The following is a 12,676-nucleotide window of genomic DNA, read 5'->3' on the forward strand; positions in this document are numbered from 1 at the left end:
TATCATTTTCGGGGTTTTTCTGCCCTGTAAGCCCGTTAAAAAATCCTTTGGTATTGCGGATAGGGTACGGGGCAGCCCCCTTGTTCTGTATGGGTTCGGGTACATTTGGGGGCGGTTTTTATCGCTCCTGTTCCTGCTTTTTCACAGGCTTGCGTTCCCTGCGTAAAATCTGGTCGATATTGCCCTTGACAGTCTGTAAGCGGCGGTATTCCTCCCGTTTTGCCCGGTAATCGTTGTAGCCGCTGTTTTTCTCTTGGATAAGGCTTTCAATCTCGGCTTGCAGGGCTTTATAGCCCGGCAGCTTGGAAATGCCGTTTTCTTTGAAATAGCGGGCGGCTGCGTCTGCTATGATAAAGTCGCTTTCGTGCTTCTGTCGGTAGGCTGCTTTTGCTTTGGCGTTTTTCTGCTGTTTCAGCCCGTCCCGGACAGGGCGGGTCTTGGAATAGGCAAGCACCTGCCGTTGCAGCTCCTTTTTCCCGTCCAGCGTCTTTTCCACCTGCTTCAGCTCTGTAAGGCTTTCCTGCATGGCGGCATAGGCAGCAGAGCAGGCTTCGTCCAGTTCCTCCGGGGAAGAAAAGCCGTACTGCTGGTAGGCGGTAACGGTAGCCGCCATTTGCTTTAGATTGTACTTTGCCGCCCAGCGGTCATAGCCCACGCCCTTGCCCTCGGCTCGCTTGGCTTCCCGGTCAACCATGCGCTGCAAGGTGTTGTCTGCCGGGGTGGTTTTTGTGGGTTTTTCCCCTTGTGACGGCTTTTTAACTGCGACAGGGTATTCGGGTATGGCTTTGGTCTGTTTGGCGGCTCTGTGGGCGTTCTGTGTAAGCAGGGCAAGGACAGCAGCCTTGTCAAAATCGTCCCCAAGCTTCCGGGCTGTGATAGGCTTTGTCCTGTCCGGCGTGAGGTAGGAAAGCCGCCCTCGGCTCTCCTTGACGGTCACGCCCTCCCGCAGCAAAAGGGAAGAAAACTCGTCAAAGCTGGTAGCTTGGGAAAGTGCCTGCCGTATCGTCCGGCGCAGCTTCGCCTTGTCCGTTTCAAACTTGGTGGGCTTGGTCGGCTGTCCGGCGGCTTCTCTGGTGGCGTTCTCTTTATCAAGGGCAAGCTGCCCTTTCTTTGCCGCCCAGTACTCTCGTTCTGTTATCCGTTCCTTGCTACCGTTCAAGAGGTCGATTTGGTAAAGCCCCTCCCGGTGGCACATCTCCATGACTTCACTCTTGAAATATTCCATAGCGGCATTGGTGCAGCGGTGCTTGCAGCCCGCCCTTGTGTCGGCTGGTCTGTCCATGTAGGGCAGAAGCGGGACTTCATAAATTCGCAGGGAGTTGATGACGATATGCACATGGATATTGCCGCTGTGGTTATGCCCGTCCGGGTGGGTGCATACAAGGGCTTGGTGTCCGGGGAAATGCTCTTTACAGAACTTCTCGCCCAGCTCCTGCGCCTGGTCTACGGTCAAGCCGTTGTCTGTCCCGTCCCGTGGGTCAAAGCTGATGATATAGTGGTGGCTTTTCACATCTTCCCGTTTTTGATTTTTCTCATAGCGGAGATTCGCCCGCATACAGGCAACAGCGAAATCCTCGCCCCCGCAGTTGAGGGAAGAAATGCGGTAATCCTCCCTCGGTATCAGCCGCCCGTTTCCATCAAGGGTGGGCTTCATGGTAAACTCGTCATGCTCAAATGTGAGGTAGGCTTCCGCTGCGCCATAGTCGGCATTTTTAGAGCTGATATGTTTGAATGTTGCCAACAGCGTCACCCACTTTCTGCAAGATTTCAAACTTTAGGGCAGCAAGGTCGGAAACCGCCGCCCGTACCTCCCCGGCAAGCTGCGGGTAGGGGCTGTGCCACTCGTTCAGCGTCCGGGCTATCTGGTTTAAGTTGCCGCCGATCCTGCCGTATTCGGCGGTCAGCTTCCCAACAGCGGCAAGCAGCTCATCATTGACGGGAGAAACGGTTATGATGGGGCGTATGGCTGCCCCGGTTATGGCTTGCCGGATAAACTCGGCTTGGCTCATGTTGTAGGCAGAAAGCCTTTCTGCAAACTCGGCGTATTCTTCCTCGGTCATGCGTGTTTTGACTACCCGGCTGCGGTGCGGTGTGTTGTATCGTTTCATGGTCGACAGACCTCCTTTCTGTGTATGGTGTCCTCTCACTAATAGGAGAAAAACAGGGTGTGAAGCGGAACTGTTTTTGAAAAATCCGAAAAAATATTTTGAGGGATTTTTAAGCGGCGTAAGCCGCATGGCAGGGTTTGGGGAAGGCACTCCCCAACAAGATTCCCGCAGGGGCAAAATGAGCGATAAGCGAATTTTGGTACTGCGGTAGAATCTTGCTCTAAGAAACTGCCGGACTGCCGTTCACTTCCTACTGCCACTTTTTCAGAAAATCTATAACCAGCTTTTTCATAAAAGGCTGCGGGCTGGCGTTCTTCCTCTTACTCCCTACAACACCGCAAAAAGCAAAAATGACGGACTTTCCGGCAAGAACTTTTCCGGCGGCTCGGTCTTTCCCGACAATAAGGCGTTTCGGAAGCTGCGTTTTGCCCGCTGTCTAAAAAAAACGGCAGCCTTTTTTGGTTTCACTATCTAATACGGAACTTTTGGAAATTTGCCAAAAATGAGCGCAAAAAAAGCAGCAAATCTTTTTCGGATTTACTGCTTCATGTGCCGCTGCGGGGCGGCGGGATATTCAGTTTCTATGTTATCGGTCAAGCCGGAACTTGAACAGGCTTTCAATCAGCTTTGTTCTGATGTAGTCCTCCATATCAGAGTTGTAATAGCCGTTCATCTTAGAGAAGTAGCGGATATATCCAGCGTATCGGTCAAGGACGGCTTGTATCGCTATGGGGTCGCCCTCATGTGCCTTTATGATAGTGTCATAGGGGAGAAGTCGGTTACTCATGGGACAGCACCTCCATTTCCTCTTTCAGCCGCTTCAAGGCAAGCCGTATATGCCGCCCGATTGTGCTGCGTGTCCAGCCGCTTTGTTCTCCGATTTCTTTCTGCGTCAAGTGCTGAAAGTAGTACAAAAAGATTTCTTCCTGCGTCTGTTCCGGCAATCGGGCAAGAGCAGCCGCAAGAGAATGCTCATGTACGGTAAAGTATCACAAGAAAATTATGTCGAATTGACAGCCGCCTCCGCTATACCGAATAAGGAAATAAAGAGTCCTCAAATTTTGCGCTACTAAATGAAGACGAGCGGAAGTAATCTCCCGCTCGTCAGTAAACTTAACTATGCCATATCAATCCCGCTTCTTTCCCGCCACCGGCACTAAGAACAGCGCGGGCAACAGCAGGAAAGCGGTACAGACCAGCCCCCAGGGTATGGACACCTGCTGGGCTACCAGCCCCACAATAGGCCCGCCGATGATCTGCCCGAAAGAGTCCAGCTGTCCGCTGGTGGAAAAGACTGTGGCGCGCATTTTCTCATCCACATGGTCGTTCATCCAGGCGGCCAGCACAGGCTCCTTGATGGTGCGCATAAGCCCCGCCAGCAGGAACACCAACAACATGAACCAAAAGCTCCGCCCCACCGCGAAGAGAACCAGGAACAGGATATACCCGGCGCTGGTGGACATGACCACACTGGTTCGGCTGACAGTCCCTTTTTTCTCCATGCGGGCGATGAGCAACTGAGAAGCCAGAATACCTAAGCCGCTGCCGATAAGACTGATAACACCGAACCAAGTGACGCTGTTCAGCGGCCCGATAACGGGTATTACCGTGTCATCCAGAAAATGAGCGGTGGAGAGCCGGTCAAAGCCTTCACTGGCAAGTCCCCCGCATAGTGTGATTGCTAAGAGCGCCAGCAACACAGGTGCGCCTTTCACAAAGCCCAGGTTGAGCTTGAACAGGCAGACAAAGTCTTTAAGCAAGCCCTGCCGTTCCTCAATAGCAGGGGAGAAGTTGGTTTCTGGCATGATGCGAACCATCACCAGCCCCAACAACAAGCACAAACTGCCCCCCAAGATGAGAGGCATTTGCAGGTTTATGTTTCCCAGCAGTGTGCCCAGCACCACGCCCAGAACGCCGCCGATTTGCCCCATTTGACTGCCCCGCAGGAACACCTTGTCTATGGGTTTGTCCTCTTCCTCCGAGGCAATCCACGCCTCCAGAGCGCCGGTGATGAAGGTATCACCGCAACCCCAGACAACCTGGGCCAGCAGAACCGGCGCGAACCACGGTAGCGCACCCTCCATCAGAAAGCCCAGGCCGTAGAGGAACATTCCAATCAGCACCGAGCGCCGACGGCTATACAAATCCGCCACCACACCGGTGGGCATCTCGAACAGAAAGCAGGAGGTCTCCTGAACCGTCCCTACCAGGACAAGCTGGAAAGCATCCAGCTGCACCACCTCCAGGTGGTACACGATGGAAAGCACTGTGGACATAGAAACCGCCAGGGAACAGACAAATCGGAACAGCAGGTAGACAGAATATGCCTTTGAATTTTTAGCAAACATGAAGTTACATTTCATCATAATTAGTCTCTAATCCTTTCAAATCTCATTTTATATGACTTTTGCAAGCTGTTAAGCTAACTTGTGGAACATATGCCGAACCTTATCTATACGGCTATTCGGGCGGCGGGGTTGGCAAATAAATTTACCAATAGCTGGCTGGTATCCTTTTAACTCTGTCAAGCAGACTCCCTGCCCATTTGTGAAATAAGTTAAATCGTTCCTGTATTCTTGAATACATCTAGCAGGGATTTCTCCTTTCAGAATGACCTCGTCATTCTTTATCTGAGTACTTACAATATCTGCACAATACCTTGGAGCATCATGATACGCCCGTGAGAGATATTCCTGCGGTGCATAAATTTCAAAGTGGAGATATGGCTCTAATAGTTCTGTCCCTGCTTTTTTTAAAGCCTGCTCCAATACGATAGGGGAAAGCAGCCGAAAGTCTGCGGGGGTACTTACAGGACTATAATACAATCCATATTCAAAACAGATTTTACAGTCTGTCACTTTCCATCCATACAGCCCCTGCTCGCAGCCATAAAGAACCCCCTCCATAACCGCATTTTGGAACGATTGATTTAAATATCCAAGTGAAACTCTGCTTTCATACTGCACTCCGCTTCCAATAGGGAGCGGCTCTATGGACAACCCGACAGAAGCCCAGAAAGGATTTGGCGGGACTTCTATGTGGATGGTATATTCTGCTTTTCTAAGCGGTCTTTCCATATATATAACAGTAGGCTCTTTTATTTCTGCCTCCACATGATATTTTTCCTCAAGGATGGCACAAATGACTTCCATCTGCACTTTCCCCAAAAAAGAAAGTATAATCTCATGCGTTGTAGTATCCACATAATATTTTAAAAGAGGGTCGCCATCTGAAATTTCTGTAAGTGCCCCAAGCAATATTTCCCGCTGTTCAGATTTCTTTGCTGCAATCGTTGTTTGGAGCATAGGGAGAGGATTTTCAATAAATGTTCTCTGCGGCAACAGCATTTCGTTCCCCAAAATACTGTTTAGCTGCAAAACATCATTTGGTAAAATTACAATATCACCAGAGCAGGCTGTATCGGATGAACATAATTCACCGTTTGTCGGAACACACATCTCTGTGATTTTTATTTTCTCTTTTTCAGATATTTTAATAACATCCCTCAAATGCAATGTTCCGCTATATATACGCACATAAACAAAACGCCGCCTTTTCTCTGAATATTCAATCTTAAAAACCTGCCCGCATAGTTCAGATTGACCTTCAGGCGTTGATGAATAAAACTTACTGGCAATCACTTCTATAAGCTGCCGAATCCCCAGATTGTTTTTAGCGCTTCCGTGATAAACGGGAAATAACGTTCCGTTTTGGAATCTCCTGTTTTCTTCCTGTTCCAGTTCTGACATTTTAAACGGTTTCCCTGACATATATTTCTCTAATAGTTCATCGTTTCCCATAATTACCGCATCCCACTGTTCCATATCGTCATTGTCCGTTACATTTATATGAGGATGCTGCCCAACCTTTTGCTTCACTATAATTTCCGAAGAAAGCTTTGCTTTCATTTCTTGATATACCATTGGCAAATCAATCCCCTCTTGGTCAATTTTATTGATGAAAAAAATTGTCGGAATCTTCATTGTCTGTAGTGCATGAAACAGTATACGGGTCTGTGCCTGTATGCCATCCTTTGCAGAAACTAATAATACTGCTCCGTCTAATACGGATAAAGAACGGTATACTTCCGCCAAAAAATCCATATGGCCTGGCGTATCTATAATGTTGACTTTTACATCCTCCCACTGAAAAGATGTCACTGCTGTCTGGATAGTGATTCCCCTTTGACGCTCCAAATTCATTGTATCTGTCCTTGTTGTGCCTTTATCTACGCTCCCTGGTTCTGCAATTGCACCACTGGTATACAATAAACTCTCCGTTAATGTTGTCTTTCCTGCGTCAACGTGAGCCAGAATGCCTAAGTTAATTATTTTCATGTGATTTTCCTCCTATCAACACCCAAAAAAGGGCATAAAAATACCCAGTGATAAATACTCCTATCACTGGGTAAATAACTCCAATAGCCCCAAAACACTTATATGTTTTCGGGCATATAAAATTACATGATAAAAGTATTCTTAAACTGGGTACAAAAAACTAAGCCCCATATTAAAAGTGAAACGGGACTGCTACTTTTTGTTCCCACTATCAAATTGACAGTTTATTTAAGAATACCTTGCCGCATATTTTTTACTCCTTTTCTGGATTAAATCATTGTATCACATCAGTTTTAGGAAAGCAAGTACCTAAAAGAAATTTTTCTTCCCCTTATATGTAACAATCATACCGGCTTCCTAGCGTTCAGAATGTTTTCTGCTGTCTGCTGTGGTGTTTGGTTGGAATTGTCCAACCAAAAGCCGATCCGTGGTGTTGTCTGCATTTTACTAAATACAAATTCAATGTATACAGAAAGATATAAGGAGTGGGAGGGATTCCGCCGTAGTTGGCATTGTAGGAAAATCCAAAAGTTTAGATTTTCCCACAATGCTTATCTTTTGGTCTTTGGTTCGGAATAGTGTAGTGCTGGCGGTCTATCTCTTGTTTTCGGTTGCTTGCTTCCTTACCGTACATGAGCATTTGCACCGGGATTATCGTTTCCATATCCTTCGAGAAGATTGATAACTCCCCACACGCCTACACCTGCTCCGATTGCAGTTACTACTGTTTTAAGTCCTGTTACTGATGTTGTAAAAAAGCCCATTTGTTTGTCTCCTTTTTCTTGAAAAATAAAATAAAAAAGGGAGCTGTTCTGATTTGTGATTTTTCAGAAAAACTCCCATAACAATAGTTCTAATATTTAGTTGTAAAGTCACTTCTGGACATTGTGACCAGAAGTTACTCAGCAATTTCTCCGACATCGCATACCTCATCCACCACATCATTCCTCTTAAAACGAAGTCTGTTGCGGTTCTTCACGTATTTTTCAATGTCAAATTCATTCTTTTTGTCATAATCGGATAACAGTGGGTACTGCTTATGCTTCGTTATATCAAATTTATCTGAGAAAAATGGTCTCACACCTCTAAGCTGCATGATACACTTGCTGCCATCCATGACCGCAATCTCGTCCTGACTCATTAACTCCTTTCCAGTCTTTTGATAATTCAGACCGTAGGACTGGCTCGTACCTCTCGTATCCGAGGTATTATAAAGGTCAATCGTTTCTTTTCCAAGGATTTCTGCCAAGTCTTTCAGAGTATCTTTCTCTTTTCCTCCCAGAAACAGGGTTGTGTCGCAGTTTCCTTCAATCGTGGAAGCGTTGTCCCGGTACAGAGCCTTAAGCTGTGACTTTGACTGCAAAATAATAGAAGCTGATATTTCCCTGCTACGAATGGTAGCAATCAGCTTCTCAAACTGTGGAATCTGCCCGATATTCGCAAACTCATCCAGTAAGCACCGGACGTGGATCGGCAGTCTCCCGTTATATACATCATCTGCCTTGTCACAAAGCAGGTTGAATAACTGCGAATACATGATACTTACAATAAAATTGAATGTGGCATCGGTATCGGAGATAATGACAAACAGTGCTGTCTTTTTCTCCCCCAATGTATCAAGCTCCAGTTCATCATAAGCAGTCAGGTCACGCAGCTCCTTGATGTCAAATGGTGCCAACCTCGCACCACAGCTAATCAGAATAGATTTTGCTGTCTTTCCTGCGGCAAGTTTATACTTCTTATACTGCCTTACCGCAAAATGGTTTGGGTTCTTCTGCTCCAGCTCCTCAAACAGCAGGTCAACCGCATTTTTGAAATTTTCATCATCTTCCCTTGCTTCACTGGCATCCACCAGATCAATCAGCATGGAAAAATTCTGTTCTTCCTCCGGTGCTTCGTACCAGATATATGCGATCAGTGCCGTGTAATAGAGCTTTTCGGCTTTTACCCAGAAATCCTCAGAGGCTTGCTGTCCTTCCCCTTTGGTATTTACAATGATTGTGTTTACGAGTTTCAGAATGTCCTTTTCGCTCCGGATGTAAGCGAAAGGGTTGTAATGCATTGATTTTGCAAAGTTAATGGTATTAAGCACCTTAATCCGGTAATCATTCTTAGACAGCATCCTGCCGCATTCGACCAGCACAGTGCCTTTCGGATCAGTGACCACATAGGAACTGTGCATCTGCATAAGGTTCGGCTTCACAAAAAAGCGTGTCTTACCGGAACCGGAACCACCGATCACAAGAATGTTTTTATTCCTTGCATACTTCGGCTGCTTTGGTCTGCCGGACATCATAAGACGCTCCGTTGCCGTTAAAAGCACGTTGTTTTCAAATACCGGATCGACATAAGGCTCTATGTCTTTGGCAGTTCCCCACCTTGCCGAACCGTACTCCACTCCCTGCCGGAATTTCTTTGCATTTTTCGCTTTATAATAAACTACCATACGAAATCCTATTCCGCATCCCACTCCTACCAGTAAATCCCTCGGCAGAAAACTTGGTAGCGGATTATGGAACGCACCTCCAATCCCATTGATTGTGTCCAACACCTTCTGCAAGGTGTTATCACCTGCCTGCTGTCCATACAGCCATGAAACCTTATTCAGAACATACCCGAAGATCACATAGGGAGCACATTTCAGGGCAAGCTGCTTTTTATTTACCCCTTTTGTTTTTTCTTTGAGAGTTTTCGGAATTGACTGCAAATCTTTCACAATCCCGTCAATGACCTTGCTTATAAGCTCTGTCCCCTGTCCTTATTTTTCTCTCTGCTTCGCTCCCTATTCTTATTCTGTGCGATCATCTTCTGAAGTCCTTTCAGTTTCTGTCTGAGTGACGGACGCTGCTGTTTTTTCTCATTAACTTTTACAAATTCCTTGAATGCCTGTGCAATCACATCGGCATCTTTGCCCTTGAAAAATACAAGATACTTGGGTGGTTCCATGGTCTTATCCTTTTTTACTGCGAAATCGACATTATATTTCCTTGCAACACGCTCAAAGGATTTAATATTGCTATCCGTAACCTCAATGGACTTTGCACCCTCTCCCTGACCGACCAGCTTTTTTACCGGGATTTTCCCATGGGAAGGCTCCTTATGCTTCTGGTGTTCCAGATACATCTTCATCGCCTTCTGTAACACGCTTGCGGTCAGTTTGGAAGTCTTGATTGCAAGAGCAATGGTTTTCTGTGTTGTTTCCTCCTGCACGGTGTACCTCCTTCCTTATCTGCACCAACTTGATTTAGGGTGGAACCAACAGCCTGTGAAGCTGTGTTTTCATTGCCATACTTACTGCTCCTCCCCTTCCTCAAGGTCTTTATCCCACCAGTTCATTTCTTCCTCATAAAAATCCTCGAATATATCAGCAGGAATATTTTCTTTCTGCTTTCTCGCTTTCATAATGTCTCTTGCTATTTTTGCCACAATTACCACAGCAATAACAGCAAGCAATAATTTCTTCACATCTTTTCTGTTCATTTCCTTTTCCTTTCCACTTCTGGACGCCGTGACCAGAAGTTGTTGCAATAAAAAAACAGATACAAAATCTTTCGATCTCATATCTGCCTTAACGCTGTATATTTTTCTATATTCTTTTTGATTAGTAGAGCTTTGCACCTGCCGGAATTGCATCATCCAGCATAACTAAATTAAGCTTTTCCTCTCCATTTACTGTATGAACAGCGGATAAAAGCATACCACAGGAATCAATTCCCATCATACTTCTAGGTGGTAAATTTGTAATTGCAAGTAATGTCTTTCCGACCAGTTCCTCCGGTTCATAATATGCATGGATTCCAGAGAGAATAATTCTGTCTGTTCCTGTGCCATCATCTAAAACAAAATGTAACAGCTTTTTGCTTTTCTTCACAGCACTACATTCTTTTACTTTTACAACACGGAAATCTGACTTGCTGAATGTATCAAAATCCACCATTTCCTCAAATAATGGTTCTGTTTCCACCTTTGGCTCAACAGGCTCAGTAACCTGTTCTTCTAAATTCATATTTTCATCGCACATATTCATTTCCTCCAGACATAATAAGCTAATGCCCATTATAGCAGAAAAGCTGTGCTTTGAGAAGAAATTCCTAACTTGAAAATCGTGTACATCTTTGCACCGATCAGATTATCTTCTATCCATACATCATCGAGCAGCAGACAATGTGATAACACTTCCAGATTTTCCATGTTTATCAGCCGTTGAACAACAGTATTTGTATTCTCCGGTATTTCATGAGCTTCCATTGCAATATCCCGCCTTGCTTCCCTGCAATACTTATACAATCCCAAGATATACTTATTCGACAGGATAAAACCATACGCATCATTATTCAGATATATCATTTTATGCTTTTCCCATTCCTCCGGCAATGAAAAATAGCACTTTGCTGTTTCGATATAGCAGTCTCCCTCATAAGTAGGCCTCATCTTCCTTTCCTGCCGGAGCATCTGATGATATATCTTTTCCCGGTCAAATATACTTCTTGCTCTGGTAAAATCAGGTGTCCTTCCACGCATAAAAGTGTAAACATTATTGATCACCGTTTTTCCCGCTAAAGACTTGTAATTGCCTACCCTGTGAAGGTACTGCAATACCTGTGTCAGCTTCTCCACAGAAGTAATCTCTTGATAATTATTTGTATCAATCTCCATTTGTTCAAAAGATAATGGTGTGCTTCCTTTTTTGATTTCACGCTCCATGATACGCTTGGTGTCTCTCATTGATTCCATATCAGTTCCTTTCCACTTCTGGACGCTGTGACCAGAAGTTATAAAATAAGCAGGTATAAAAACTTTCATTTCATACCTGCTCCTGTTCAGCAAGAAATTCTCTTTCCTGCAAGTTCCATTATGATATTGATTACTTCCCTAATGATTGCAATAATTTTTATTGCAAGGACAATCACTCCGATCATGCCGCCTATGACTGCGTCAAGTGCCAACACTCCAATGCTCCCTGCAATTCCAAAATTGCGAGGTATCAGCAGTACGAGCATCTTTTGTATGCCGAATGGAAATCCACTCATAATCCAGAATTGAAACCAGTTTACTCCGTTCTCTCCCAGACATATCCAGTAACACATATTCAGCCATACTGCAACAAATGCCAGCGGCAAAATCACCTTAAATAATACCCTTTTCATGCCATCCACCTCCATACATATCATGCTGCACTTCCTGCTGATAGAAATGATTTATCGTAGTTGGTGCATTATAAAGTGCTGTTATCATATACGCTTTGATATTTGTAATCTTTGTCGTTGTCTCTTTCATGCAACCAATCACATATTCCAGATGACTGCTGTTCAGTTTCAAGAATCTGGATTTTACAAGCTCATACGGATAATCCTCACCTGCAACTCGGATTGATTTTCTCTTTACGCACACTACTTCGCAGATTATCCCAAATAATTCGTCATAAAGTTCTTTTTCACCATAACCATCATACTTCATGTGATGATCATAATTGATATTTTCTTTAATCAGTTCTATGTATGCCTGTGCATCATCCATCGAATCAATCACATCATCTTGTGGCTTTTCTGTTGCAGATTGATTGATAGGATTGTTATAACTCTCCTCAGTATGGTTATAATTAGTCTGATTCATATAAGTCTGATTATAGTTAGTATAATTAGGGTTCGATTCTCCGACTTCTTGAGGTTCGATTTCCGAACTTCCAGAGGTTTGATTTTCTGACTTCCGAAAGTTCGATTTTCTGACTTCTTGAAGTTTGATTTTCTGACTTCCAGAAGTTCGATTTTCTGACTTCTTGAAGTTCGATTTTCCGACTTCTGTGATTTCATCAGCATTAGCAGGCTCTTTTTCGTCCATCTGCTCTGAAATTGAAGCAAAATTTTTCACATAAATTATATCCGGTTTTCCAAGTCCTCTGCGCACCTTTTCTACCAGACCAATTCCTTTTACAGAATCAAGCTCTGCCAATACCTTAACAGCTTTTTCCTTAGCGCATCCCAAATCCTCCATAATGCTGTCTATGGTATAAATGATGTATGCACGATTTTCATCGTCAAACCATTCATTTTTCATAGACAGCGACATACGATCAAGCATAAGTCCATACAATAATTTTGCATCACTGGACAGCTTCTTAAATCTCTCGTCCTTTATCAGCAGGCGTGGAACACGATAGAATGAGAACTGTTCCGCTTCTATTCCGTAATAATAGTCTAGCTGCAAAATTTCTCCCATTCTCGTCTCCTCCTT

General features: G+C 44.8%; 14 protein-coding genes. All 14 read right to left on the reverse strand.

Going from position 1 to position 12,676, the window contains the following annotated elements:
* Positions 1-118: 118 nt before the first annotated feature.
* On the reverse strand, positions 119-1,741 hold the full coding sequence (locus tag RIL182_RS10400; RefSeq protein ID WP_117566072.1) for a relaxase/mobilization nuclease domain-containing protein: 1,623 nt from the start codon (positions 1,739-1,741) through the stop codon (positions 119-121).
* Positions 1,713-2,108, reverse strand: a complete 396-nt coding sequence (locus tag RIL182_RS10405; RefSeq protein ID WP_109056364.1) for a plasmid mobilization protein — start codon at positions 2,106-2,108, stop codon at positions 1,713-1,715. The genes RIL182_RS10400 and RIL182_RS10405 overlap by 29 nt, the downstream gene beginning before the upstream one ends.
* 586 nt (positions 2,109-2,694) lie before the next feature.
* Positions 2,695-2,895, reverse strand: coding sequence for a helix-turn-helix domain-containing protein (locus RIL182_RS10410; protein WP_006858003.1), 201 nt, complete (start codon positions 2,893-2,895; stop codon positions 2,695-2,697).
* Entirely contained in the window at positions 2,888-3,052 is a 165-nt protein-coding gene (locus RIL182_RS10415; RefSeq protein ID WP_006858066.1) for an RNA polymerase sigma factor, read from the reverse strand. The genes RIL182_RS10410 and RIL182_RS10415 overlap by 8 nt, the downstream gene beginning before the upstream one ends.
* Positions 3,053-3,235: 183 nt before the next feature.
* Complete coding sequence (tet(40), locus tag RIL182_RS10420; protein WP_044999308.1) at positions 3,236-4,456, reverse strand: tetracycline efflux MFS transporter Tet(40); 1,221 nt, start codon at positions 4,454-4,456, stop codon at positions 3,236-3,238.
* Positions 4,457-4,525: 69 nt separating this feature from the next.
* Positions 4,526-6,445 carry a tetracycline resistance ribosomal protection protein Tet(O) gene (gene tet(O), locus RIL182_RS10425; RefSeq protein ID WP_006858004.1) on the reverse strand — a complete coding sequence of 640 codons (1,920 nt, stop codon included), beginning with the start codon at positions 6,443-6,445 and terminating at the stop codon, positions 4,526-4,528.
* Between the two features lie 623 nt (positions 6,446-7,068).
* The gene (locus tag RIL182_RS10435) at positions 7,069-7,209 is read right to left on the reverse strand and encodes a Maff2 family mobile element protein (RefSeq protein ID WP_002594237.1); all 141 of its coding nucleotides are present in this window, start codon (positions 7,207-7,209) and stop codon (positions 7,069-7,071) included.
* A gap of 134 nt (positions 7,210-7,343) precedes the next feature.
* Positions 7,344-9,089 carry a VirD4-like conjugal transfer protein, CD1115 family gene (locus RIL182_RS10440; protein WP_408638717.1) on the reverse strand — a complete coding sequence of 582 codons (1,746 nt, stop codon included), beginning with the start codon at positions 9,087-9,089 and terminating at the stop codon, positions 7,344-7,346.
* A 92-nt stretch (positions 9,090-9,181) separates the two neighbouring features.
* Positions 9,182-9,655 carry a PcfB family protein gene (locus tag RIL182_RS10445; RefSeq protein WP_006858007.1) on the reverse strand — a complete coding sequence of 158 codons (474 nt, stop codon included), beginning with the start codon at positions 9,653-9,655 and terminating at the stop codon, positions 9,182-9,184.
* Positions 9,656-9,736: 81 nt separating this feature from the next.
* Positions 9,737-9,925, reverse strand: coding sequence for a hypothetical protein (locus RIL182_RS10450; RefSeq protein ID WP_044999310.1), 189 nt, complete (start codon positions 9,923-9,925; stop codon positions 9,737-9,739).
* Between the two features lie 121 nt (positions 9,926-10,046).
* The gene (locus RIL182_RS10455) at positions 10,047-10,466 is read right to left on the reverse strand and encodes a methionyl-tRNA formyltransferase (RefSeq protein ID WP_085980127.1); all 420 of its coding nucleotides are present in this window, start codon (positions 10,464-10,466) and stop codon (positions 10,047-10,049) included.
* A gap of 35 nt (positions 10,467-10,501) precedes the next feature.
* Complete coding sequence (locus RIL182_RS10460; protein WP_006858008.1) at positions 10,502-11,248, reverse strand: hypothetical protein; 747 nt, start codon at positions 11,246-11,248, stop codon at positions 10,502-10,504.
* 17 nt (positions 11,249-11,265) lie between these two features.
* Positions 11,266-11,592, reverse strand: a complete 327-nt coding sequence (locus RIL182_RS10465) for a DUF6050 family protein (protein WP_006858009.1) — start codon at positions 11,590-11,592, stop codon at positions 11,266-11,268.
* A complete protein-coding gene (locus RIL182_RS10470) occupies positions 11,573-12,661 on the reverse strand; it encodes a DUF6017 domain-containing protein (RefSeq protein ID WP_006858010.1) in 1,089 nt (362 codons plus the stop codon). The genes RIL182_RS10465 and RIL182_RS10470 overlap by 20 nt, the downstream gene beginning before the upstream one ends.
* Positions 12,662-12,676 lie beyond the last annotated feature (15 nt).

The sequence above is a fragment of the Roseburia intestinalis L1-82 genome (assembly GCF_900537995.1).
GTDB classification, from domain to species: Bacteria; Bacillota; Clostridia; order Lachnospirales; family Lachnospiraceae; genus Roseburia; species Roseburia intestinalis.

Bases quoted from the DNA above. Each gene is read 5' to 3' on its own strand.
- RIL182_RS10450 (WP_044999310.1), bottom strand. From the start codon at position 9,925: ATGAACAGAAAAGATGTGAAGAAATTATTGCTTGCTGTTATTGCTGTG.
- RIL182_RS10410 (WP_006858003.1), bottom strand. From the start codon at position 2,895: ATGAGTAACCGACTTCTCCCCTATGACACTATCATAAAGGCACATGAG.
- RIL182_RS10460 (WP_006858008.1), bottom strand. From the start codon at position 11,248: ATGAAAGTTTTTATACCTGCTTATTTTATAACTTCTGGTCACAGCGTC.
- RIL182_RS10470 (WP_006858010.1), bottom strand. From the start codon at position 12,661: ATGGGAGAAATTTTGCAGCTAGACTATTATTACGGAATAGAAGCGGAA.
- RIL182_RS10465 (WP_006858009.1), bottom strand. From the start codon at position 11,592: ATGAAAAGGGTATTATTTAAGGTGATTTTGCCGCTGGCATTTGTTGCA.
- RIL182_RS10455 (WP_085980127.1), bottom strand. From the start codon at position 10,466: ATGTGCGATGAAAATATGAATTTAGAAGAACAGGTTACTGAGCCTGTT.
- RIL182_RS10435 (WP_002594237.1), bottom strand. From the start codon at position 7,209: ATGGGCTTTTTTACAACATCAGTAACAGGACTTAAAACAGTAGTAACT.
- RIL182_RS10405 (WP_109056364.1), bottom strand. From the start codon at position 2,108: ATGAAACGATACAACACACCGCACCGCAGCCGGGTAGTCAAAACACGC.